The sequence below is a fragment of the Solibacillus sp. FSL H8-0523 genome, assembly GCF_038051985.1.
In the GTDB taxonomy this organism is placed as follows: Bacteria; Bacillota; Bacilli; order Bacillales_A; family Planococcaceae; genus Solibacillus.
Map to the genome: position 1 here is coordinate 1,590,620 of NZ_CP150291.1, position 26,842 is coordinate 1,617,461.

Below are 26,842 nucleotides of genomic sequence, written 5' to 3' on the forward strand. Positions count from 1 at the left end.
ATTAATGTTATTAAGGTTTAAATGCATTAGGGAAACCAGCTTTTCTAACGTATTCATCAAGGAAAATGGTAGGTGTCAAATCCCAAGTTGCAGTAGTGTGAATAAGATTATTTGCAATGCCCGCCAATACTCTTCCATCTTTGTTCGGCCCTCTTAATCCAAAGTAGCATGTATTGGCATTCCATGTAATGTCTGGGTTAGTTAGTATCTTATGGAAAGTGACTCTATCGGGAGAGTACCAAATGTACCTAGAATCATCACTACCACCATAGAAGCTTTGGGTTACTATAAGCTCTCCTTTATCACTCATTAATATGTCTAGGCAGTCATTAGGAGTTTGAAATAATTGTTCATATTTAGTTATGTCACCAATCTCATCATATTTACAGCGAATAACTCCTCCATCTGTAGTGTCCCAATTCCAATAAGCGTATTCCCCATAAAACACCATTTGCCCTGCCTTATGTGGCAAACTACTACCAATCGTTTCGAACGTCCATGAATCATTTACCGTGTCATAAAAACACTGCATAAAGTGGGATTGAGGTCTAGGCTCTGGAGGGAAGTAGTCTCCTGTTAATATCCAAAAGGAGCTATCAGCAGAGTTAAATATAAGATTGTGTACGTGTGTCGCTGCATTACTCCCTGCTACATTAAATTCATACGCTATCTTTATTGTCCGTCCCTTATCAACTGTATACCAAACTCTTATTGGAACATAAGCAATATTTGTATAATTACCCCACACAAGCATTTCAATACCGTCAACGATCTGTGTCTTTCGATCATGATTAAAAACATTCAAGTTGTCTACGCCTGTCAATACAATAGGTGAACCGTCTATATCTAAAATAGTTGATTCCGTGTACGATATAAAGTCGGTAGAATAATACCCCTTAGAATTACTACAAAATAGTAATGTGCCATCACTAAAGATATGGAGATATTTTACTGTTCCGACTTCTGCACCAATAGGCATGGATTTGGTAAACGTTAAACCGCCATCCTCACTTAAATGTAAAGAATTATTATGGTTAGACACCATCTTATTATCTTTCATATAAACAACTGTTCTAATATCAAGTGCTGGTAAACTGTATGCTAATTCTGTATCAATTCCTTTAATACCATCGTCCGTCATTACACGCAACGAATTAGATAGGGAAGGGGGGACTAAATTAATACAGCCAATACCATCACTCGTCATTATTCGTAATGGTGAATTTGGAAAGTCGGAAATTGAATACACAGGAATATCATCAAAGCCATCGTCCGAAGAGAATTTCAAATAAGATATAGGATTAGCCATTATAAATCCCTCCTAAACCAAATTCTCCCTACCTCTGGTAAAATAGGGTCACTTGTTCTCGATTCAATTACAAACTCATTAATTCTTTCCCGTAATTCCACCAATTGATCACTCAATTCTTGGTAGGTAGGCTTATTGGGGGTATTTGCGCCACCATTTTTTTTCTCAAAAAACACACTTTTACCTTCTAAATTAGCTGGAATTTCATCAACAACTTCAATAGAGTTCTTACTAGTACTAGCTATTTCATTGATAGCTCCAACAAGCGATCCTTTTTGAGTAGTAGATAAGCTATTAAGTGTTCCGATTAAAGAATTTAACCAAGCAGAGTTATTATAATCATAGATTTGCCCAGAGTTTGTCTCGGGATGGAAAGTATCAATGCCGTTTCCATTTACAATCGTAATTTTATGATTAAATGTAGCCATTTAAACACGTCCTTTCTTATTGATTATTCGATTTTAGTAAAATTTATAAAGGTTTAAAGGCATTAGGGAAACCAGCTTTTCTAACGAATTCATCAAGGAACACGCTAGGTTTTAAATCCCAAGTTGCAATAGTACCACTATCGGAATTTGCAACACCCGCCAATACTCTTCCATCGCTATTCGGCCCTCTTATTCCGTAGTAACATGTTTGTGTACTCCATGTCGCATCTGGATTAGTTAGTATCTTATGGAAAGTGACTCTATCGGGAGAGTACCAAATGTTTCTAGCATCTTCAGTCCCACCGTGGAAACTTTGAGTCACTATAAACTCACCTCTATCACTCATTATTAAATCCAGACAGTCATTAGGAGTTTGAAATAGTTGCTCATGTTTGGTTATGTCGCCAATCTCATCATATTTACAACGAATGACTCCTCCGTTTGTAGTGTCCCAAGTCCAGTAAGCATAATCTCCATAAAACACCATATTTGTAGATTTAAACCGTATGCTACTACCAATCGTTTCAAACGTCCATGAGTCGTTCACAGTGTTATAAAAACACTTTATAAAATGGGACATAGGAGTGACTTCGGGAGGAAAATAGTCTCCTGTTTGTATCCAAAATGAGCTATCAGCAGGATTAAATAAGACATTGTGTACGTGATGCGCTCCGTTACCTCCACCCGCATTAAATTCATATGCTATCTTTAATGTTCGTCCTTTATCAACTGTGTACCATACTAGTATTCGGACATTAGAATGCGTATAATTACCCCACACAAGCATCTCAACTCCGTCAACTACTTGTACGCTCCGATCATGATTAAATGCATTGAAGCTATCTACGCCTGTCATTACAACAGGTGAGCCATTTTTATCTAAAAGAGTCGATTCCCTGTACGTTAAAAAATCAGTAGAGTAGTAAGCTTTTGTATTACTACAGAATAGTAATGTACCATCGTTAAAGATATGGAATTGTTTTAATGTTCCGACTTCTGCACCTATAGGCATAGTTTTGGTAAATGTTCTTCCACCATCTTCACTTAAATGTAAAGAACCATCATGGTTAGACACCATCCACTTATCTTTCATATAAACAACTGTTCTAATGGCAAGTGGTGGCAAGTTAAATTCGACTTCTTCTTCTGTAATAATCCCTTTTATACCATCGGCAGTCACTACACGTAACGGCGAAGAGAGGGGAGATTCCACTAGATTAAAACAACCAATACCACTACTTGTCATTATTCGTAATGGCGAATTCGGAAAGTCAGAAATCGAATATACAGGAAAATTTTCAAAACCATCTCGCTTAGAAATTTTCAAATAAGATATAGGATCAGCCACTATAAATCCTCCCTCAACCAAATTCTCCCTATTGCTGGAGAGATAGGGTCATTCGTTCTTGTTTCAACTACAATAGTTGAAGGTTTATCGGGAGCATCAGAAAGCTCACCTTGCTTTTCAAAAAGGACACTTTTACCTTCTAAATTAGTTGGGATCTCATCAACAACTTCAATAGTTTTTTTACTAGCTATTTCATTTAAAGCTTCAACAAGCGATCCTTTTTGAGTAGTAGTTAATGTACTTAATACTCCAATGATTGAATTTAACCATTTTTCGTTAGTAAAATCATATACTTGTGTACTATTAGTCTCTGGATGATAAATATCAGTACTATTCCCATTCACAACCTCAATTTTATGGTTGAATGTTGCCATCTAAAACACTTCCTTTATATTAATCGAATATAATGTATGGATTGTATACATTAAGAAAAGTTTTACGTTTAAGTAAACTATTCGAATCTGTAATGCGGGTTGTATACATGTAAAAATGTTCCTGGATCATCTGCTCGGAAGTAGAATTTAAGTTCTAAGTAGATGTCGTCATTCCCCTCAAAGGAATTGAATCCTCCCGTTACCGATTCTACAAACCTTGCCCCTGGTGTTGGCAACAAATAAAACGTGTGCATTGCAGTATAAGCGGCGTTACTTGCTGACGGTCTGCCGTGAAAAATGAAATCAACACGCAAATTTTCACGGTCTGTATCAATCATTAATCCCACCATATTTATAGCTCTGTAATTCTCCATGTCAACGGGATAGAATATAGATGTGTTGTTTTCTGTTATATTTTCGCTTCGGCCTGTTGTAATGTCATTAAACTCAACTGCTCCTCTTGCTAACAAAAAGCTATTCAGTACCTTTAGCTTATTTGTTACACTAAATTTAGCAGCTCCTAAATTTAAGTAATACGGCGTTCCCTCGGTTAGTGAGTTTGAAATAATTGTGCTTGCACTGTCTAGCACATCCCCACCATCAAAAATTGGTATTGGATAGTTTGAATACAAAGAATTTTTTTCGTAGTTAAATGACTTTATAGCTCTCGCAAAAACGCCCCAACCGTCTAACCCAGCGCCCGCCTCTATCTTAACTAAACTAGTAACCGAACTATCCAGTAAATTTTCATGCCCAAAATTATCATAAAAATTTACAGTGCTAATGTACTTTAGTGTTCGTGGCTCATCGATTTTATCGACTTTAACATGCAATAACCCCAAAAAGTTTTGCTCAGAGTAATTGCCTTTGATGTTGATGGAATCGCACGATATAGGGCCACTCCCACGAACAAGATCCGAATTAATATCGTACCCGTATTTTCTATTTCCTTGTACGGTATTACCTTCAATATTTATACTGTTGCCCCATAATTCAAAACCACTTCCCCCGTTATTTGCAATGTTACAACCACGCACATTAACGCCGTTTATTTGATGCGAACCTGCTGTTGCTACAAAATGTACGGCGCATCCCTTGTTGAATTCAATTTCACTATTAACAATATTGATGTTGTTAACGTGTCCGTTATCGCCTCCGTGAAAACCATCGCCACCGTGCCCGCGTACCGTTACGTTTTCGAAATTCCATGATATAGAATTATTCAAAAATACAATGCCATGCCCGCTCGTTGCGTTTGTGCCAAAAATGCTCGTACCATTTCCTAATATAGCAAGATCTTTAAAAAGACCACGTTCCGCATTTTCTTCAATAGTTATCGCATCGTTCAACGAAATATTTCGTAAACCCGAACCGAATCGACCGCTACCACGAAAATTTATATATTTGGCGGGTACTCTAAACCCTGTATGATCGTACACACCTTGCGGGATTTCCACCGTGCCTCCCTCGGGAACGTCTGTTATGGCTTGTTTAATTGCATTTGTCCAATCATCATCAACGACCAAATGTTGATAGTCTATAATATTTACTATGCCTTTCGAACGTTTATCAATTTTTTCAAATTGTGAAGCTTGTGAGTCAAGTACATCGAATACTTCTTCAATCGTGGGCTTATTAGGAGCATTAGACGAGCCACTTTGCTTCGAAAAGAAAACATTTTTGCCTTCTAAATTAGTCGGGATTTCATCAACAACTTCAATAGAATTCTTACTAGCTATTTCATTGATAGCTGCAACGAGTGAAGATTTTTGAGTAGTAGATAATGTACTTAATACTCCAATGATTGAATTTAACCAATTCTCATTAGTAAAATCATATACTTGCTCACTATTAGTCTCTGGATGAAAAGTATCAACATTATTCCCATTTACAACTTCAATTTTATGATTGAATGTCGCCATTTTAACCACCTCCTTAAAATGATTTTCTACTTATACTGTATTTCCAATTGCATCAATCCAAGCAGAATTAGTAGCATTTCTCCAAATTGGTTTATTAAGAGTAGTATCAAAAAATTCTTGAAATGCCACAGGATTTGAAGGTCGATTTGCGGTAATCCCATTCTCCCATACCTTGTTATTAATAACGTTTTTGTTCATGTTTATGCTGCCATAAATTTCTCCACCACGAGAATTCACATAATAATTTCCCATATGATTATTTGAATACATGTAAATAGTTCCAATACCAATTACACTATTAGGATTTAGCGCTGCGTTATAAATGCCCTCTGACAAAGTTATTTTCATCTTCGCAACATTCGCTCCAATCATGGAAATCAATGATCTAACGCAACTATTTCTATTATCTATTGTGTCTATTACTGTCGTATAGCTTCCATTCAATGAACTAGAATATTCAATTTTCACATTTTTAGGAATTAAACCATCGTTAAATGTAATTCCCATTTCTGGAACTCCGTAATATATAGTAGGCAAAATAATCTCAATTACCATAGGATTACTTGCAGTTACAGGAGAAATTGTTACTTTGTTCATTGTAAAGAAATCATCTAAGTTTCCGTACCATAATACGCCACTACCCAAGTTAGTATTTACAGTAGCAAATTTATTAGCGTTCCATAGGACATTTGAATATAATCCTTTGAAATTTGTCCACCTAGATATAATCCAGTTGTTATCTGAGTCGTAGCTATAATTATCGGCTATTTGTGGACTGTAAGCATAATCATTTTCAGCAGTAACGATATTGTTACTTCTTCCATAATCTGCAATATGAGTCAAAATATAAGTCACACTGAATCCCATTCCAGAAACAACGTTATATCCCGATTGACTAGTGAATAGTATTGTTATGAAATAATCATTCTTTGGAGCATCCCATATCATTCCAGTAAAGTTATTATGACTTCCTCCACAAATTATAGCCTTGTCATCCTGTGCGACTTCAGGCATACGAAATTGAAAAGTGAAAGTGAACCTGTTTCCATCGCCCGTATTACGGATGCCATACCTACAACCCAACAAATAAATATCCTCACAAAAAATTCCATTAGACCAGCCAGTGCCAATATTAAAAATTTCAATACCCGTTAAGCAATTCATAATATATACATTGTGTATTGTAATTCCAGTGGCATTAAAATCTGATTCAGATTTTATAGATATTCCTGTCGTTGCCATTGTTTGTGCATGAGCAAATATAAAAATATCTCTAATTGAGGAAATAAACCCATGATCCCAAAAAGGAGTCATAAAATCTTTATTGTGAATTATGATTGCGATTTTATCGTGACCACGAGGAACAGACAAACGCATGTTTTCTAATCTACACATAGGATTGAAGTCTATAAATTCCTTATTAGTCACCGTTAATAGTAACTCAGTGCTATGAGTGCCCAACAAAGCATTCGAGTTTGTTAAAATAATTGTATCGTTGAAATAGTATTCATTATCACCGAACACAATTGATTTTTCCGAATTAGCGCTCAGAAAATTATTAAGCATTGTCACGTTATGTTGCGCTCTACTAGAATTATTTGGAACAATACCAATTGATTCGGCCGTTATATTAACACTAGGTTTATTAGGCGCATTGCCATTGCCATTGCCATTTCTACTGAAAAATACTCCTTTACCCTCTAAATTAGTTGGAATTTCATCAACAATTTCAATATGTTTTTTAGTTGTATCTACAAAGTGCTCCACTATACTGTCGCCAGTTATCGGATTAATAACTTGCTCTATAGTTGTTTCTGGATGTAAAACATTAAATGTACCATCAGCATTTTTTTCATTCATTTTTATTTTTTTGTTTACCATTTATCCTTAACCCTCCTAATTACACCTCAAACCAAATACCACCCACTCCTAAAGGAGGGTGGCACAGTATATATTTATTTTAATAGGTGATTTTTCAAAAAAATGACTACCAAACTTCAGAAAAGCGTGGTTACTTAGGGGGTAACAACTGTGCCACTACCATATTTAAAGTTTGTGATAATCTAGCGTTCTCTTGTCGTAATTCCTCTAATTGTTCTTCTATAGACAATGTGGGTAAGTCGTATTCTTGTCCTTCCTCTAAACGAATCATTTCAAAATTACTTATGCCTAGTAAACTAAAGACTTCTTTACCTTCTGTATAGCCGATAATACTGTCAGTATCTTTGACTATTTTCTCTGCTTCGTGACGATGATTTCCAAAATATAAAACTTTCATTGTATAGCCTCCTAATTAAAAGAATATTTGACCGCCAGTACCTTTACGTTGCGCCATCGGAGTTGTAACCGTACCTGGACGACCTGTAATAATGGACGCGTATGAATTATACGTAGATGCTGTAGATGCAGGATTCGAACCAGACAATTGATCGACATAAACATACGAGCTTTTATCAGCTTCTATAATTGAACCAGGCACGTTATTAAAAGTGATGTATTCAACAGAAACTTTAGAGAAACTTACATCAACCCCGATCACCACACCTTCCCACGTACCATAATAGATGTGAACGAGCGGACAATTTAAAATATATGCTCCATACACATATACTTCTGTTATAGGTGCTATAACGCGTATATCTGTATGAATAATACGAATGAGCGCTGTTGAATCTTCTATCCTAAAACCTTTAACTGTTGCCCTAGCATTGTACGTACCGTTGAACGTCAATCTGTTTCCATGAATACCAGATAAGTCTACAACCTCATTGAAAACTTGATATTCTGCCAGCTTAATCTCACGATCTTTAGCGTTGACTCTCTTCACCAGTTCCACGGCTTTAGCAATAGTCTTGACTGCTGTAGCAGCAGATTTTCCATCATTTGTGTCTGAGCCATTATTGTTAACATAAATAATTACTGTACCATCTACATAATCAGAACCGCTTCCCATACCGCCTTGTAGAATAAAGGAGTTAGTAGTAGTGCTGTAGCGGAATGTATACACACCATTTATTCTCAAGTCTGATACGCTAGTTCCATCAGCATTACGAAGCGCTCTACCACCAAGTCCATTGACATTAACCGAAGGGCTCATAATAGATGAGGCGTGAATGGACAATACTAATCCCATACCTTCTACGTATGCTGTCGGTGCGGGGGCTAGAGTAACATCATATACGCTACCCGTTCCTGACGTTCGAGCAATGCCTTCATGTTTAGTGTAGTCGTTTGCGTGAATATCGACTTTAGCTTGCGCACCTGTACTTGTTTCTCTTGTATTCCATTTAGCTATGTCAATATCACTCACAAACCGATTATTTGCGTCTTGTGTAATAATAGATGCTGGATGATTAGTGGGGTGGGTGTAGTTGTTTGCACTTGCGGCAATTCCATTTAATTTTGTTTTGTCGGCAGAACTCATAAGTCCGTTTACACTGGTTGTTGCTAAGGAACTAGAGGCATTCCATGTAGTTTTTTCGGCATCCGTGACAAACCGATTATTTGTGTCTTGGATGATGATGGATGCTGGATGATTGGCAGGATGTGTATAGTTGTTTGCGCCCGTTGCAATTCCATTTAGTTTTGTTTTATCAGCAGAACTCATAAGTCCGCTAACACTAGTTGTTGCTGTGGAATTAGGAGCTTTTTCATTCCATGTGGCTTTTTCAGCATCCGTTACAAAACGATTATTAGTATCTTGTGTAATAATGGAAGCAGGATGGTTAGAAGGGTGTGTGTAATTGTTTGCATTTGTAGCAATTCCGTCTAATTTCGTTTTGTCTCCCGAACTCATGAGTCCGTTTGAATTAGCTGTTGCTGTGGAAGTAGGAGTTTTTTCATTCCATATACTTTTTTCGGCATCACTTACAAACCGATTATTTGCATCTTGGATGATGATGGATGCTGGATGACTAGTGGGATGGGTATAGTTGTTTGCATTTGCAGCAATTCCATTTAGTTTTGTTTTGTCAGAAGAACTCATAAGTCCGTTTGAACTAGTTGTTGCTATAGAAGTAGGTGTTTTTTCATTCCATGTAGCTTTTTCCATATCAGTGACAAAACGATTGTCAGCATCCTGGATGATGATGGAAGCAGGGTGGTTAGCGGGGTGTGTATAATTGTTTGCATTTGTGGCGACTCCGTTTAATTTTGTTTTGTCAGCAGAACTCATAAGCCCATTTGAGCTAGTTGTTGCTATGGAGGTAGGAGTTTTTTCATTCCATGCTGTGCGCTCCGCACTTGTTATATGTTGTACTGCATCGTTTGCGTGTTGATCCATAGTTGACTTCAAACTATTTATAGCAGCAACTAAAGAAGTTTTTTGAGAAGTCGTTAGTGAATCCATATTTCCTATAACAGTATATATCTCTTGAAATGTAATAGGTTTATCGGGAGTATTTAAAGTTGCATCTTCCTTTTTAAAGAAAATACCTTTTCCTTCTAAATTGGTTGGGATTTCATCTACAATTTCAATGTGTTTTTTAGTCGTATCTAAAAAATGTTCTACAATATTTTGTCCAGTTGAAGGATTAATAACTTGTTCTATCGTTGTTTCTGGATGAAGGGTATTGTAAGTGCCGTTTGAATTTTTTTCATTCATTTTTATTTTTTTGTTTACCATTTGTTCTTAATCCTCCTTCCTCACAATACTTGATACCAAATACCGCCAGTTGGTAATAAAGGTGGAGCAGTACCACTTACAATAATGCCTTCTCCCGTACCAGTTGAACCACCGCCACCAACAGACGAGATGATACCGTTACTATCAATTATGATTGTAGTGCCATCGGGTCTTACGTGGCCTGCCTGTGAAGTAGTTGCGACAATAGAAGTATGAGTAGTTAGATTATCATTTAATAGTTTTGCTTGTGCTGCGGTAACTGCTTGTGATGTAGATGTGCTAGTCAATGTATTGTTAAGTTGGACAATACCTTTTTCAGTTGTGGAAGCATCTACGACTGTAACGCCAGTGCCGCCGCCAGTACCATCTGCACCTTTTTGCGCTAACAATCTCCACCAAGTATTTTGTATTGTCGGTAAAGTAGGTAGGGGATTGTTTTGTGTATTTGCAAGTGCGATCCATGAAGAACCATTTGAGGTTACAATATTATTCTTTAGATAAGCTGTAGAAAGATTAAACGCGCCAATAGAGCGAGTATTGTCTGCAATTGCTTGGGCATTATTTATTGCGATATTCGCTTGAGCAACTGCTTGATTCGCACTAGCTACCGCTTGTGTTGCTTGCCCCGAAACACCCGAAACACTAGTAATTAACTGTTGTAAAATACCGATTTCTGGTGAAGCTCCAATAGATTCCTCATAAGTATCGCCAACAATCTCTACTTTAAATGGTAGAATAGAAACCTTCTTATCAGCCGAATATACAGAAAGTGAAGTAGAAACAAAACCAGGTTGACTCATTTCATTTCCTTGATAAGTGTAACGAATAGTTTTTATGCCATCAGATAATGTTTCAAGTGCACCATAACCAATAACAACCGTTCCGTCTGGAAGTTTATGTGAGACTTCTGCGCTAGTAAAGTCAGTTAAATCAAATGCTTTTCCATTATCATAAATTTTAAAAACTAGTGTAGCGCTATCATATTGTACGAAAATGGGGATAATAGTTGACATGCTTTTCTTTATGTCCACGGATAATATATATTCATTTTTAAACATTTCTTTTACACCTTCCTTTTCAAGTAAAAAAGGAGACGCATATATTTGCTCTCCTTATTATCTATTTATTTCATATTTAATTTAATGAAAATGTAACTTGCAACACCAGCGATAATTGCGGAAAAGAACCATCCCATTGCTTTTTTGAAGGATTTTGGAATATTAATAGTATCCGCTGCTTCAATATTTTCAACTTTAATCGTTACTTTATCTACGTCATTCATTACAACAGCAATATCATCTTTTAATCCTTGAACTTCATAAGCAATAACTTGATTACTTTCACTGATTTTCAGTAGAGCTTGATTAATAGAGTCCAATGATTTTTGATGTAATTCGGCAATTATAGCTAAACGGTTTAATGCTTCTGTATCCTTTTCTAATTTCTTAATACTACGTTCCTTACTAATATCTCGTTCTTCTAGTTTAACTATTCGAGAAATAAGCTCCGTTTTATTGCAGTCGTTTTCCATAGTTTCACACCCATTCTAAAGATTTATTAATCCCCCTTATCTGCGTATCGTTCAATTGCGCTTTCAAATTCTTCACACCATTGATCGTAAACAATTGCATCATCTTTATTTAACTTAATATCACATTCTAAAAGTGCATTACCTGTTATTAAAATCATTTCTCGATTAGCTTCGGTTTCATCAAGAATAAAATCCTCATTCATAAGCTCATTCATTTCGGCATGAAATTTATCCTGTGTTTCTGGAATTAGAATTACTTCTGTTTGTGTTTCGTTAAGTAAAAATTCACCGAATTCATCTTTCATTGCGTATTCATCAAACATTGCTCTCCGATCATTTTGAATAACGTTTGTCGAGTAATTTTCTAATAATCTAACAAATCGTGTTCTCATTCGCGAGCTTTTGCCACTTAAACTAATTTCATAAAGGAATTTGCATAATACATCAATTTCAAAGTTTTTAAATTTCATAAATAAAACTCTCCTTGTTTTCAGTTATAATTTTTATTTAAATAATCCACGACTTAAAGCAACAAAAATTAATCCGACTACATCACTTTCAGTTAATTCACCATTCATTAATTTTAATCGCCATTTTTCACTAATGCCGTTTTTGGCAGTTTCCATTTGTTTTAGAATTTTAATTGTATCTTGTAACATCGCATCTGCTGAAGGCTTGTACATTTTAGTCGTCTCCTTTTTAGTGGGAATAGGGGTAGATACATTTTTATTTTCCGTAATGCATTCCATATATTCGTTCACAATATCTTGCAATAAGTTTTCATATGTTTTACCAATTACTTTTAGCGCGCTAACAGGGTCAACTTTACGTCCAGGATCTAGTTTATGGTGTCCAATAAAACTTGTGTGTGGATTCATTTTGTATTCATAAGCTAACCATGCGTTAAACCATACATATTTTTTATAAGCTTCTAATGTACGATTTTTATCGTTAGGGAAGTAGCATAATTCAACGCCAACTGCAATATCATTCGCATCGTCTCCATAAATCTTATTATCCGTTGTAACATTATAAAGAACGTGCCAAGCTTTATTATTAAGAGGGATGCAAATAATAATTTCTTTATCATCAATAAAAACATGAGCAGATGCAGACATTGTATTTGCTGAATTCTTGTAGTAAGTAACATTCCCTTGAGCGGTTGAATTGGGGTTGCCTGTATCGTGGAGAACGACAAACTTAACACCTGACATTTTAGTGCCGCTGTATCGCTTAGTTCCTTTAGGAAGAATGTCTTGTCTCATAGGAAATTTCATTTTAAAAGTCATGCATATTTCTCCTTTCTAAACTAGTTCGCAAAGGAAGAGGGGATTATTCGTCATTTTTAAGGTCATCGCGGTTCTCACCGATTGAAGCTTTATCGACACTTGCTTCCGCAAAAATATATACGGCCACCGTACCAAAGGCTGTGATTACACCAATGATTTGTGCGATCTCATTTTCACTAACATTAAATACAACCAATAAAGAACCAACAAAACCAGCAATTAAAGCCCAAAACTTTCTTGATGACAGCTTTCTTTTCCAGTCAATTTTCATTAAATATCATCCTCCGAATTATTAGAATTTGTATTGTGTTTTTTTCGATTAGTAAATGACTCAACAGCTTGTACTCCCATGACACCACCAACTACGGTCATAAGCACGGGAACAATCATATCCAGTAAAGATAAATACATTCCGTCTATTTGCGAACCAAATAAAACTAAAAGTAATCCAATTGTTACAAATAAAAAAAAGATGGAAGTAGAAAGAATTAATAAATAATCTTTCGCACTCAGTCCATCTTCATCATTTAAAAATGTTGTTTTCTTCTTATTAACCATTAAAGACACATCCTTAATGAAACTTTATTTATGTTGTGTATTACTCTTCATTTGGAATTGTGTCAACCGTTTTAATTGCAGTTTTCATAACACCGACTCGCCCAAACTTAATCATTTTGTGTGTATCGGTGTTAACTTCACTAATAAACTGATCTAAATCAAAAGTTGAAATTTCCTCACTATATTTAATGCCATCATGTAATAGTAAATTAACGATCATTATAATTTCCCCTTTAATATAATATTTTATTTATGTTAAATTTTATAACGTTCCTCATTCTAACTAATCGAATTGAGTGACGTTCGTAGCTGATTAATCTCACTTGCGTAAATAGTGTCATTTTGATTTCTATACGGTGGAATGTTCGTATTCATTGAGTTAATTGCGTTTCTCGCCTGGTTATAATGATTGTAGGTAAAGGGCTGTCCTGTAATCGCAGTAGTGAATGTGTAGCTGCCAAGCCCTTTGTATTCTCGGAAGGCGTTTATTTTAACGCACAAATTATTCCACTCGGTAGCTGTCAGATTGAAATTACCTCCACTATTTTTCGCATACGTCCAATTAAAATCAGTTGGTCTTGATTTTGGCGTTGTAACTGCACTAGCACCTGACCATGCTGACCACCCACCCGCAGCACTATATGCTCTTACGTATCCTGCATAATAGGTGTTGGGTGATAAATTTCCAATAGCGCGTGATGTAGAAGTTGTTGTGTACGACACACTAATTGGAGTGTAAATTGCAACTTCGTAATTAGTAGCGCCACTCACACTATTCCAAGACGCTACAACTTCTGTACTAGCACTAGCTCTTAGCGTGAATCCCGTAGGGGCTGCTGTAACAGGTGGTGAATTAGTTGTAGCGTAAACCATCGAACTCCAACTAGAATACAATCCCGAATTACTACTATATGCTCGAACCTGTGCTCCATATCTGGTAGAGTGCAATAAGTTTAACCATTGATAATACGTTTGATAAATATATCTTGTTTCGTATAATGGCGCACCCATATATAAATCGTAGTAGGTAGCACCACTCGATCCACTCCAACTAAATGTTATGGCAGATTGTGAATTTACAGTAGGAGTATACATTTGTGGAGTAGGCGGTGGGGGAGGTGGTGAATTAGTATAGGCATAAGCCATCGAACTCCAATCAGAATACATTCCCTTAGAACTATCATACGCTCGAACTTGTGCTCCATATTGAGTGCCAGGTGAGAGGTTTAACCATTGGTAATAAGTTTGATAAATATATCTTGTTTCATAATATGGGTAGCCCATATATAATTCGTAGTACGTAGCTCCACTTACGCCACTCCAACTAAATGTTATAGCAGTCTGGGAATTAGGAGTAGGAGTATACATGGAAGGGGTAGAGGGTGGATAAACAATCGGTGCGGAATCTGTATTTGCCCATTTTGGAGTAGCACTATACCAAGAATTCGTTTGTGCTTCGCCCTCGATATAATAAGCTGTTCCTGCTGATAATCCTGTGAATGTATAGTTGGGGCTATCGTATCCTGTATAGCCAGATTGAACGCTTACATACCTCCATGAACCACTACTAATCCTAAATCGGAATTGATTATAGGTATTTTGACGACTGCCTAAATCAGAAATATCAACAGTGATACTTGATTGTGTCGTACTTATTGTACTTACGTATGCCATTTATAAAATCACCCTTTATCCGAATCTAGCGACAGGCGCAATAGTGCCCCATGAAATTGTAGAGACATCTGAAAAGTCGAGATGAGATGCTGAGAATTTTAAAGTTGACCAAGTGCCTACGATTCTTGCAGCATTACTAAAGACGATGCTTTTTGCGGAAGAGAAAGTTTGGTCGCCTAAATAAATGTTGTTACCAACATTAATATCAGTAGTTATGTTAATGCTTGTGTTCGATGATATTGAACCACCTGTAATAACAGCACCAATAATAGAATTACCCGACAAAGTTCCACTAAAAGTACCTGTAGCAGCACTAAGACTCCCGCTGAATGATCCAGTAGCAGCACTTAAACTTCCACTAAAAGTACCCGTAGCACTGCTTAATTGCCCTCTAAATGTTCCACCCGCAGCATTTAAATTCCCACTAAAAGTACCCGTAGCACCACTTATGTCTCCATTAAATGAACCGCCTGCTGCGCTTAAACTTCCACTAAAAGTACCAGTAGCAGCACTTAGGCTTCCACTAAATGAGCCAGTAGCACCACTTAATTGTCCAGAAAAATAAGCATTGCCGAAGGAATCAATTTCAAAAGTTCTTGTACCACTTGTGTTATAACCTCTAAGTCCAGTCCCATCAAATATTACGCCACGGTTTGATGCAGCACCAGTGCGTAAATCAATTGCCCCATTTTGAACATACAGCCCACGATGATCCATACGTGCAAGCTTTGAAGTGTCGGAAGTATTAAAGGCAGTAATGCCGTTCGAGTTTAATGTGATAGAAGTAGGTAGAGGGGAAGTTAAGCGCAAATCGCTACGAATTGAAGTATCTTTCTCATCAGTATGATTTTTTGCATCTTGTAGTGTTTTAGCGGCCATAATCACTTCAATATACTCGATAGCTTCTCGCAGTCTAGTAACTAAAGTAGATAATCGTGTTCGATATGTGCTAAACGCATTGCTTACAGATGTTTTTTCTGCATCTGTAATTAGGTTATCTGCGATAGCGACATTAATCGCTGATATTAAATTTGTATGAGCTATATCATAGCCCGTAGTACCATTTGTTTTAGCTGCTAATAAATTTGTTTTAGCTGTACTCGCTAAGTTTGGGTTTGCATAAATCATTGTATATTGAGTATCAAAATTTGCTTTTTCATTATTTAATTGCTCAATATGTGCTGCAAGCGCGTGTTTCTCTGCAATATCAATTACGTTATCTTCAAATGCGCCATCTATAATACTACTCAAATCTGCCACTGTGTTGCTTAAAGTTCCAATAGTTGCATCTAAACTTGCTTTAATAGAATCTGCGTATGCTCTTGCATCACCGCCAGCTTGTGCAAGAATTGCTATTTCAATTGCTTTTAAGGCTTCTTCAATACGTTTCGAGAGATTAGCCAACTTTGCTCGGTAATCTGTAAAAGCAGCAGTAATTGCATTAAGGGCCGCTATTTTGTCCGCAGGGGAAACTGTTCCAAGTTGAATCGCAACAGTGATTGCAGTAAGTAAATTAACATGAGCTTGATCGTAACCACCGCCTGTACCACTAAATGATTTTGCCGTTGCTAAATTTGATTTAGGCGTTCCAGTTAAAAAAGAATTTGTATAAATTTCAGTGTAGCGAGCGTCCAATTCGCTTTTTTGAATGTTTATTTGTTCAATATGAACTTTTAAAGCTTCTTTCTCTGCAAGGTCAATTACATTATCTGAAAATGCACCGTATATAAAATCATCTAAATTTGCTAAAGCTTCACTAACATCTTGAAATTCTTCTTGAATACCATTTAATAATCCGTCCGCGTATTCTTTTGCATTTTGTTCGGCACTATTCCATTCGTCTATTAAATTGTTATTAGAGTCACCAATAATTTCAATAGAGCCGCTGTCAATACGCATCCCATATTTACCTTGAGCATACTCACCAATTGCTATACGAACATTGCCGTAATTATCAAACACTTCCTGTAGCGACCCCGAGAAACGAATGATTCCATTTTCATCTTCAATGAGTAAACGACTACCCATGATTAAACGTCCGATAATGGTTTCACCAATGATACCCTGCGCAGTTATGGCATTTGCCCATCTGTTACCACCATCATTACTTAAAGCCAATAGTCCATTTTGGATAACTAACATTCTCATCGGATCACTAGGCGATCTGACAATAATACCACGTTCTGTAATTTCAATGGATTGCAAATAGCCTGCGGTAATATTGTTTTTGATTGTATCAATTGCTCCAAAATAAAGTTGACTGACAAGGTTATTTGCCTCTTCAATCATATCCCATTTAAATTTATTTAAATTAACAGAAGTAGAAGTAGCGTTTGCAGTATAGATTAAATCAAGCAATTTTCTATAATCATCTTTTAGTTCTTTTTCGTTTGCAATTGTGAGGGAAATCGCATCAGACTCAAAATTATAGTTGATTTCGATAATTTTTGCTTCTATGCCAATACGTAATCTATGAGATTCCAATTTTACAATGTCGCCTAAAGATAGTTTTTTCCAGTTATTTTGTGCTTCAAGAGACGAAAGAAAATTGACAAGATCAAGTGTCATATTAACTTTTGGTTCTCTAAATTCATTGAATGCTTTTAATCCATCAATTAATAGATCATCTTCTTCTATAATCGTGTTATTAGTGTAATCTTTTTCAATAATGTATGAATCTAACTCAATTAAATTAGCAGCGGAAAGATGATTTTCCATCTTGACTGTATCGCTTAAATCCTGTATTTCATTTTCTATCGTTGTTTTTTGGGTTTTAAAGTTTTCAATTCGAGCATTACTTGCTGCAATTTCAGTCTCTTTATTCACTCGACTCTGAATGATTAAATCATGTGATTCAGTGTGTCCGTCTCCAGCAGCATTTGAAACGTCTAATTCATCTAAAATTTGAGATAACTCACCAGTTAACAATGATAAAATCTGCTCTTCCTGTTGAATCTCATCTTGCTTCAGTTTTAATGCGTTTGCAAGCGCACCAAATTGACCACCAACAGCATCAAGAGTTAGCCCATAGTTTTCTAATGCAATGCACAAATCGTCTGACATATAATCGGAAGAGGAAATAATATTTCCATTTACATCGCGCTCAAATGGATACATATACCAACCAAAATCTTGAATGAAATGTGAGCCAGTAGGGGTTAGACTGCGGAAGGTTAAACCGTCTTGTCCATATACATAGAGTCTAGTTACTGTTTCTTCTGAATTTGAATTAATGTTAAAGGATTCAAGATATTTACCTTCCTTGAATTTTAAACCTTTATTTGTTCCAATGTTTACGGGTTGATAAAATTCAATAGACAAATTTACTGTGTCCCAAACTAAAACTGCATTAAATTTATCTGCTAATTCGTAAATTGCTTGCAGAATTGTTTGTGAGTCAATTTCATGATTACGAGTGCCCGCAGTACCAACGTTAAAAGCTGCATCAACGTGAGTAACTTTCCAACTTGTATGCTCTAAAATTGAACTTGCAATTTGAAGTAAACTTTGTGCCTCTGCTTTAAAGCTTCTAATTTGTTTATCTGCTAATAAGTAGCCTAAACCAAATAATTTATACGAAAGGTTTTCAGTGCCTTCATCATATTGCTTATTTTGGTCAAGAAAAACAAAATATTCAGTCTGATAGTTATATACCATTTTCACAAGAAATCGGTGCTTAATTTTATCTATTAATGGATTTTCAATCAAGTTATGATTGCGTTCAATTTGAGAGGGGATTGTAAAATTTAATTCATTTACTTTGCCTAATTTAACCGATAATTCAACATTATAAATATCCTTTAGTGGAGCAATAATGGTCTTATCGGGTTTACATAAACTAAATGTAGGTTGTAAAGGTTTTAAATCTAAATTAATTTCACCTAATCTCATAAAATCTCTCCTTACTTATTCAGCTAGGTATACAAACTCATATTCAAAATAGATGTCAAAGTCTCCTATGAATCTAAGGGAATTACTATCTAATTGAAATTCAAGCCATACGTTATTATGGTTTGCGTACCTGTATACATTTACATTTTCAAGTGATGAAATAATTTCTTCATTTTCAAAATCAATAAAAATTTCTTCATTAAATTGTAAGTTGGTTAAAGTAGTGGTTTGGTCAGTGGTATCATTGATAATCGAAATTGAGCCGTTTGCAATCTTTTTAGTGATCCATACTTTCGGCTTAATAACAAAATCGCCTTCATTGTAAATTGAGTAGTGATTAGTTGTAGAAGTTCTTGATTGAACAATATCAGTAGTTGTTGCGGGGCTGTACATGAAAGGGGAGTTGCAGCGTATGTTTATATCAAAATAACCATCTTTCGCGCCATTGTGAGTTAATGTAGAATCGCCTTCGACCATAGCATATAAAATAAACCCAGGCTTTGTATCAAACGTAAGAGGCTTGTAATAAGGTTGGAATAGCCACCTAGCAATTTGTCTCAAGTTATTTCTTTCGCGCCATTCACTTATAAAAACTCTCAAAGTAAAAGCGAGTGGTTCAATGTCCACTCGCGTATGATAAGGTTTATTTTGATTAGCTACTCTTTGTTCAACGATACTTCTTCGAGGTAAGAAGGATTCTTGAAATAAGCCCTCGCCAAGTGAAATGATGTGAACACCCATGTCTTCTGAAGAAATATTATCAAATGTAAAATGAACTGCTTCACGCATTAGCGAATCCCTCTTTCTCTTTTAAGTGTATTTTGCACTTCTGACAAAACTGTTTGTGCTAAACTTTTAGCTGTTGATTCATTTGCAATCATTTTATCAACATGAAACTCCAATGAAATTGATGGTGTCGCGGAGACACTATTTAATTCTGGCTGTCTGATTGGTGACATCTTTAATGGGCTAATTAAGCGTTGTAATGTTTCGAGAACTGAAGCGTATTTAAAGAAATCTTTTGTTTCTTTTTTATTTAAAATAACTTCTTCTTCATGCAGTATTCCAACTTTCCCACCAGAAAATGAGCCTGTATAGCCGCCTGTATTCAATGAAGCAAGTTTTGAACCATAATCTCTAATAAGCTTCTGTAAAGCAGAGGAAGACACTTGCTTCACACCTGTTGATAATAAATAATTTCCAAACTCTTTTTTCTGCTTATCTGTTAATTCTGCTAGAGCGTCTTTAAGTGTAACGTCACTTGAAATAGCAGAGCCAGCTTTTCGCCCCGAAGCTGCTAGAGCGTCAGCTTTATCACGAATCTGTTTTTTAAGATATGGAGAATCTGCCTGAAGACTAACTTCTTCAAATAAAAATTTCCCTGTTAAAACTTGAGCATCCCCTGCACCGAGAGGAGGGGAGTTTGCTTTGGAAGAGTTTGACGAACTAGAATAGCTTGAATTACCAATTGAGCTTCCGTCTTGTATTTCTTTTAACTTGTCAATGGCTTCTTGAAGACTAGTGATAATATTTTGACGAATTGATAGGCCGACTGCCTTCATTGTTCCATCAAGTGTATTTTCAAGTTCTGGCATAGTTGCTTTCATTTCGTCCATATATTCTTTAAATTCTGCCGACAATTCATCGAAATTCCCAGCTACAATATCTGCTTTAATTTGTGCAAATTTAACTTCATCATTTAATTGATCTGTATAGAATTGATCCCAATATTCTTTTAAATCGTCAATTCTTTCTTTTTCTCTCTCATGGTAGTCACTTTCCATTTTTTCTTGCTTACTAATTTGCTCTCGTTTTTCTTCAAGCATTTCATTTAAGTTGCCTTTTCTGTCATCGGCTTCTTTTTTGCGGCGCTTGGTTGCGATAGTGTCATCAATTTTTTCCAATTCTTCATTTAAACCTTTTCGCTCTGCTTTTGCTTCAAGGGATTGATCTAGTGATAAAAGGTTGATTTTACGCAACACTTCAAGACGTTCTTTTTCTAATTCATTCATTTCTTTAGCATAGTCGTATTCCGATTCTTCACGATCAATACTATCTAATTTGTCTTGAATTATTTTTTGATAAGCATCCATCTCATCGCGGTAGTTATCCATGACTCGCTTATGTCGCTTATCTTCTGCTTTCATATCATCATCTATAGAGCGTATATGCATGTCCCGTTTTTGCGAAATGTAGTCTTTATATGCACTGATTAATTTATCTGCTGTTTCTGATGCCAATTTATCATTTGAATCTTTAAGACTGGCTTCTGTGTCTTTAATTACGCCTTCCAAGTTCCAGTACTCTAATGCCAAGTCTTCAAGTTGCTCTTTATAACCTTTTACTATTTCGATGTTTAATTTTTCTGTTCGTATTAATTTTTTCAATTCATTAGTTTTATTCGTGATGGCTGTTTGATTTTGTTTTAGTAAATTTAATTGGTACTCTATCTCATTATTGTAATCCGCAGAGCCTTCATCCATTAATCCCGAAATGGCTTTTGAGCGGTCTATTAAGAATTGAATATCGTCAATTTCCTCGTCAAAAGCACCCATTCGAGCATCAATCTTATCAATAGGAGATTGCAAAATTGCATTGTTTAAAGCTTGCATTTCAATTTTTAATTTTTCTGCACTGATTTTCATTGTATCTAGTGTTTCGGCAGATAGTGTTCCACTATTAATTAGTTTTTCAAGGAAAGCTAATTGTGCTCGATTCACATCTTGCATTTTCGCCATTTGATCTTTGTTACGGTCTAATGTTGCACCATATCGCGCACTCGAAGTATCAAGTGTTTTAATCTTTTCATTTTCAAAATCTAAAATCCGTTGGTAAGTTTCCTTTTTTTGATTGAATTCTTCTAAGTAAGAATTAATTACTCCTACTTCAAGTGAAGAAATGTTATTATCTATTTTTGGGATTTCGGCTTTGATTCTTACTAAATCTGATTGAATTTGATCGATTGCTTGCTGTTCTGTAGTAATAGAAGAAGGGGTAGAGGAAGATGATACTTTACCGCTTTTTGCTGCGGAAACATAACTTGCGGAATCAATAGCTTTGCCTGAAGCATTTCTCGTTTCGTAATGCAAATGTGAGCCTTTGGCACTTCCTGTTTCACCAATTGTTCCAATTTGCATACCAGCAACAATTGTTTCACCGAGTTTCGCAATCGCTTTGTCAAGATGGGCATAGATATGCTTAACTCCCTTATCATCTTGAACAACAACGATATTACCATATGAACTAGCGTAGCCAGTTTGTTTTGAATTTCCACTAGCAATTACTTTTCCACTAATATTAGCATCAAGTCGTTGACCAGTAACACCATCAATGTCAGTACCTTCATGCATTTTTCTAACGCCAGAAATAGGGTGGTTACGCATACCAAAGCTAGAAGTAATCGTTCCGTCCCAGCCATTAAGATTTTTTGAGGTAGAAGAAGAGGTGATAGTGCCTGTCTGTTGAACCTTGCCAGATTTAATTTGTTTTTCTAATGCTGCGGCTTGCTCAATTAATAATTTCTTCTTATCTTGTTCCAGCTTAATTTCCTGCTGCAAAGATGCACGATATTCTTTACTATAAGTTGTCATACCATTGCGTAATAGTTGTTGTTTTTCAATTTCTGCATTAACCGCTTCAAGAGCTTGTTTATATTTATCTGTAATATAAATAGATTCTTTTGTACTTTTCTCAGTAGATTTAGCAGTTTTATCTTGAGCCTTTTCGACTCTATCTAATGCTGTTAATACACCACTAGCCTGTGTATTTCTTAAACCCTCAAGAGATGCCAGCTCTGCTAATTTACTAGCGTAAGGTTCTGCTTTTTGAGTAAGACGCATTAACGCTTTACCAAGATCGTCTACTCTTTGTTTATTTTGCTCAGTTACTCCTTCTGCCATTAATTCATCAAATTCAATTTGAGCTTTTTGTGAAAGTTTATAATAAGCCATAGTTAAATCATCAAGTGCGGCAATGTTTGCGTTAATAAGTCTTATACGAGCATTAGTTTCAGTAAATTGTTTAACAGTAGCTTCTTCTTCTGCGGTAAGCAAATTCTTTTTAGAAGCTTCCACAGCTTTCAATAGAATATCCTGAGCTTTACTTTCTGCTTTAAGGCTATCAATTCGCAATTCACCTTCTTTTACAAGGTGAGGGTATAGAAGAGCCAGTTTTTGCTTAGTATCTATTAGCGCTAACTCTTGTTCTGCTGTTCTTACTGTTGCTGAGGTTAAATTTTCATAACTAAAAATCAAATCTTCTGTATCAGAAATTAATTTTGCGGAAACACCAGCTACTTGCTCTGCTCCACTACTCAATTCTTTCAGTGAGGCTACGTATTTTTGTAATTCTTCTGAAGCTTTTCCAGAACTTTCACCTGACTCATCAAGAGCAAAAGCTTGCGCTCTCGCTGACTCAATAGATACATTATTTGTTTCTGCGTATTCTCTCACAGTCTGTTCGGCAAGGATTAATTTTGCAATATAAGTGTCCACCGCGTTTGCAGCATTTATATATTCAGTTGAATTTTCACCTAAAGAGTCTCCATCTGAATTTTTAAGATTGGTAGAAAGTACTTTTTTAAGCGCCTCTCCATACTCTTCTAAATTAGACTTTTTTCCGTTAAAAGTATCATCAGTTGCATTTTTGAAAGTTTCGATTGCAAAGGAAGCGTCCTTCAATGCTTCATGTATATCATCGTCTTTAAAAACATTAGCAAAAATCTGAATTTCTTCGCCACTTTCGGCCGTTTGGATAAAATCATTGAGCATATTACTAGCAAGCTCTTTTGCTGAATCGTTCATTTTTGTATGAGCATTAATGACAGTTTCCGCGTCTTTAAGGGCTGCTTGAGCGAGATAATTACTAGCTATTTCCACTTCAGTAGTGTAAAGCTGATAAACCCCCATACGGTCAATCAAATCATCTGCAATTCTTGCCATTTTGTTAGAAAGAGTTGTATTACCTTCTTCTGCATATTTAACACGCATTGTTTCATAATGGATAATGGCTTTTTCCATGTCTTGTAGGTTTTTGATTTCCTCTTTATAAACATAATTGCCTTTTGCTATACCATATCTGTGTGCAGCATTTTCGAAATTACCTAATGTATCATCTGCAAGTATATTGTAGCTTTTTACATTTTCTTGCGAAAGTTCTAGTTTTTCTTTATTTTCTCTGTCTTGTTGGATTTTCAGAAGGCGTTCTTCTGCTTCAACTTGAGCTTCTAATAATTTTATTTTGCTATTTATTACACCGCTTGATTGAAGAATACTATTTCCATAAGAATCTTCATAAGCAATAAGACTAGGCATTAATACAGCTAATTCGTTTTGAACCTCGTAGTATCTTTGTTGTGTTTCTAGTGATGGATTATTCTGCATCATATCTTGAAGTATTGAGTATTGTTTCGTTAATTCTTTAATAGAATCTCTACTAGTTAAATAAGATTCCGAAACCGCTCTATTTTCAGCATCTATTTTTTCTTGAGTTTCACGCATTTTAGTCATATTGCGTAATACATATTCAATACCAACGCCTAATGCAAGTAACGCTACGCCAACTCCAGTTGATGCAAGTAAAGCTTTCATCGATGCACCTAACATTGTAATTCTGGCAGTAAGGGCTGTTAATTTAGCTCCTAAACCCGCACTAAGTACTCCTGTTGATATAAAAGAAGATGATGTTAAAGCCATACTGCCAACTAGCGCTTTGAATTTGGTACTTAAAAGCGTTACGCCAACGCCAACGGTAGCAAGAATAATAGGTAAAGCACCTATTGTACCCGAAACATTACTTAATACACCCATTATACCGCTAAAAGCTTTAAGACTTTGGATCATTCCCTCTGTTAAGAAAGCTTCTCCCATCGCAATTGCAAGCTTTTCAATTTCCACTCGCGCTAAATTAATACGGGCTTGTAAAGAGTTCATATAGCGTTCGTTCTCTTCATTTGCAGAACCAACAGAATTAACAGAAGTCTCATACATTTGTCTGTACAATGAATTCGCGCTTCCTAAATCATTTAATAATATCTGCATACGAGTAAGATGATGTTTTCCTGCTAATCCTTCAGTAACAGTAATTCTTTCAACTTCAGTAAGATCTTTTACTTTATTCGCAACCTCAGTATAAACTTCTACAACATCACGAATATTTCCATCATCATCACTTAATTTTACGCCTACCATTGCTAATGCATCTTGCCCTGGCTGACCAACTAAGCGAGGGAGCACATTTTTCAAGAAATTTCCAATTTCTGTCCCACTTTGCTTGGTCGCGGCCGTTAAGCTTCCGATTATGGCATTAGTTTGATTGAAATCAATATTCATAGCTTTTGCTGAGGCCGCAGCTCGGCTATGGCCTTGCGCGAGCTTTTCCAATGTCGTGCTATAATTATTCGAAATTTCGTTCCACGAATCTATTACTTTTGAACCTTCAGAAACTTCCATCTGCCATTGAATAATCGTTGCTGTCAAATACTCTGCGGCTTTTTGTGAGGTGATCTCACCAACGTTTGCGGCAACGAGTCCAATATTTGAAAGGTCTACAAGCTCTTGTCCCTTAAATCCTTGTCTACCAAATTCTGTATATGCGTCTAAAACTTGACTTATACTTTGTCCGAAGCGTTCTGCTGATGCCGTAGCTGAATCAAAGAGCTTTTCAAAATCTGTATCTGCCGACATAACTTTTGCTAAAGAGGTCATTTTAGTATCAATATCTACTATGATACTCATAAATTCTCTAGCAGTTCTTATAGATGAGTAGAAAATAGTGGTAGCTGCCATCCAAATGGGAAATTTTGTCATCGCTATTTTGAACGAGTCTATTAGTCCTATGTTGGTACGTGATGTTTCTGTCGCAAGAGCTTTTAATTGATTTAGTTCAGATTGAGTACGTTTTAATGTTGTATTGAAATCTTTAGCGGAAATATCCATTCTACCTAAATCGATAATTAATTTTCTTCCAGCATCAGTACTGAATGTATTTTTTTGTGCCCGCATAGCGCGTTCAATTTCAGACACTAAATTTTTACGTTTAATGTCATTTTCAATAATTCGTTTTTGCTCAAGCTCTTGCTCTTTCAATGCCTTTGCTTGATCTCTAATCGCTTGAGCAGCATTTTTATTACGAAGAACCATTTCACTCAAATCAGCATTCAATTTTCCGAAACTATTTACATCTGTTTCTTTAACTGCTCTCGAAAGCTGTTTGAATTGTTCAACTGTAATTTTACCTTCAAGTGTTAAACTTCGGATTCTATTTCTAAAATCCTCTGTGCTTTTTGCAGCAACACTTAATTCTTTATGCACCTCTTGAATTTGATGGGGTATCCAAATACTATTAAGCTGTCCCTTATTGGACATCATAGCGTCTTGTTTGAAATTAATATGAGTTGTGATTCCATCTTTTTCAAAGGAAGCTTTGATTTTTTTTAGGTTTTTTTGTCCTTCAACTACATCAAAATCAACTTTAACGTTAGGATTTAACTTTTGTAGCGCTCTTTTTATGCTTTCAATATCTGTAAGTGCGTGTTCTTTTGAAAATAAATCCTTCATGCCTAGTGATTCACCAGTTTGTTTTAGGATTTTATCAACTTCTGCTTTTGTTTTTGCAACTGAACTAGTAATTCCGTCAGTAGCTTTCTTTGCGTTGTCTGAAAATTTAGAGAAGTCCATATTAGACAATTTTTCTAATGCTTTTATCGCTTCTTTGCTAATACCAATTTTAACAGTAAGACCGCTAAGTGTTTTTGAAAAACTATCTAATTGTCTTTGAATATCCTCTCTATCTGAAGTATCAATACCTAACTTCGCTAATAACGTAATATGGTTATTTGTTTTAGACATTTTATTGCTCCTTTCTCTAGTGTAAGCAAAAGAAAAAAGCGACCCAT

19 protein-coding genes are annotated in these 26,842 nt (G+C 35.8%); all 19 read right to left on the minus strand.

From position 1 onward, the window contains the following. Positions 1-10: 10 nt before the first annotated feature. Positions 11-1,309 (minus strand): hypothetical protein, encoded by a 1,299-nt coding sequence (locus NSQ62_RS07680; protein ID WP_341323342.1) that lies wholly within the window; start codon positions 1,307-1,309, stop codon positions 11-13. After that, positions 1,309-1,737 (minus strand): hypothetical protein, encoded by a 429-nt coding sequence (locus NSQ62_RS07685; protein WP_341323343.1) that lies wholly within the window; start codon positions 1,735-1,737, stop codon positions 1,309-1,311. The genes NSQ62_RS07680 and NSQ62_RS07685 overlap by 1 nt, the downstream gene beginning before the upstream one ends. A gap of 43 nt (positions 1,738-1,780) precedes the next feature. Next, entirely contained in the window at positions 1,781-3,085 is a 1,305-nt protein-coding gene (locus NSQ62_RS07690) for a hypothetical protein (protein ID WP_341323344.1), read from the minus strand. Further along, complete coding sequence (locus NSQ62_RS07695; protein WP_341323345.1) at positions 3,085-3,459, minus strand: hypothetical protein; 375 nt, start codon at positions 3,457-3,459, stop codon at positions 3,085-3,087. The genes NSQ62_RS07690 and NSQ62_RS07695 overlap by 1 nt, the downstream gene beginning before the upstream one ends. 77 nt (positions 3,460-3,536) lie before the next feature. Continuing rightward, a complete protein-coding gene (locus NSQ62_RS07700) occupies positions 3,537-5,381 on the minus strand; it encodes a hypothetical protein (protein ID WP_341323346.1) in 1,845 nt (614 codons plus the stop codon). A gap of 30 nt (positions 5,382-5,411) precedes the next feature. Continuing rightward, positions 5,412-7,262 carry a hypothetical protein gene (locus tag NSQ62_RS07705; RefSeq protein WP_341323347.1) on the minus strand — a complete coding sequence of 617 codons (1,851 nt, stop codon included), beginning with the start codon at positions 7,260-7,262 and terminating at the stop codon, positions 5,412-5,414. Positions 7,263-7,392: 130 nt separating this feature from the next. Continuing rightward, positions 7,393-7,659, minus strand: coding sequence for a hypothetical protein (locus NSQ62_RS07710; protein ID WP_341323348.1), 267 nt, complete (start codon positions 7,657-7,659; stop codon positions 7,393-7,395). A 15-nt stretch (positions 7,660-7,674) separates the two neighbouring features. Next, positions 7,675-10,005 carry a hypothetical protein gene (locus tag NSQ62_RS07715; protein ID WP_341323349.1) on the minus strand — a complete coding sequence of 777 codons (2,331 nt, stop codon included), beginning with the start codon at positions 10,003-10,005 and terminating at the stop codon, positions 7,675-7,677. A gap of 20 nt (positions 10,006-10,025) precedes the next feature. Next, positions 10,026-11,063, minus strand: coding sequence for a BppU family phage baseplate upper protein (locus NSQ62_RS07720; protein WP_341323350.1), 1,038 nt, complete (start codon positions 11,061-11,063; stop codon positions 10,026-10,028). Between the two features lie 65 nt (positions 11,064-11,128). Then, the gene (locus NSQ62_RS07725) at positions 11,129-11,536 is read right to left on the minus strand and encodes a hypothetical protein (RefSeq protein WP_341323351.1); all 408 of its coding nucleotides are present in this window, start codon (positions 11,534-11,536) and stop codon (positions 11,129-11,131) included. 26 nt (positions 11,537-11,562) lie between these two features. Further along, positions 11,563-12,006, minus strand: a complete 444-nt coding sequence (locus NSQ62_RS07730) for a DUF1617 family protein (protein ID WP_341323352.1) — start codon at positions 12,004-12,006, stop codon at positions 11,563-11,565. Between the two features lie 33 nt (positions 12,007-12,039). Further along, positions 12,040-12,825: a peptidoglycan recognition family protein gene (locus tag NSQ62_RS07735; RefSeq protein ID WP_341323353.1), complete on the minus strand. Its 786-nt coding sequence runs from the start codon at positions 12,823-12,825 to the stop codon at positions 12,040-12,042. Positions 12,826-12,868: 43 nt separating this feature from the next. Continuing rightward, positions 12,869-13,096 carry a hypothetical protein gene (locus tag NSQ62_RS07740; protein WP_341323354.1) on the minus strand — a complete coding sequence of 76 codons (228 nt, stop codon included), beginning with the start codon at positions 13,094-13,096 and terminating at the stop codon, positions 12,869-12,871. Further along, positions 13,096-13,383: a hypothetical protein gene (locus tag NSQ62_RS07745; protein ID WP_341323355.1), complete on the minus strand. Its 288-nt coding sequence runs from the start codon at positions 13,381-13,383 to the stop codon at positions 13,096-13,098. Before NSQ62_RS07745 ends, NSQ62_RS07740 begins: the two co-directional genes overlap by 1 nt. Before the next feature lie 40 nt (positions 13,384-13,423). Further along, on the minus strand, positions 13,424-13,603 hold the full coding sequence (locus NSQ62_RS07750; protein WP_341323356.1) for a hypothetical protein: 180 nt from the start codon (positions 13,601-13,603) through the stop codon (positions 13,424-13,426). Between the two features lie 59 nt (positions 13,604-13,662). Continuing rightward, complete coding sequence (locus NSQ62_RS07755) at positions 13,663-15,057, minus strand: hypothetical protein (RefSeq protein WP_341323357.1); 1,395 nt, start codon at positions 15,055-15,057, stop codon at positions 13,663-13,665. 15 nt (positions 15,058-15,072) lie between these two features. Further along, the gene (locus NSQ62_RS07760; RefSeq protein ID WP_341323358.1) at positions 15,073-18,948 is read right to left on the minus strand and encodes a phage tail protein; all 3,876 of its coding nucleotides are present in this window, start codon (positions 18,946-18,948) and stop codon (positions 15,073-15,075) included. A gap of 15 nt (positions 18,949-18,963) precedes the next feature. After that, on the minus strand, positions 18,964-19,737 hold the full coding sequence (locus tag NSQ62_RS07765; protein WP_341323359.1) for a phage tail domain-containing protein: 774 nt from the start codon (positions 19,735-19,737) through the stop codon (positions 18,964-18,966). Further along, on the minus strand, positions 19,737-26,795 hold the full coding sequence (locus tag NSQ62_RS07770; protein WP_341323360.1) for a phage tail tape measure protein: 7,059 nt from the start codon (positions 26,793-26,795) through the stop codon (positions 19,737-19,739). Before NSQ62_RS07770 ends, NSQ62_RS07765 begins: the two co-directional genes overlap by 1 nt. Between the last annotated feature and the right edge of the window lie 47 nt (positions 26,796-26,842).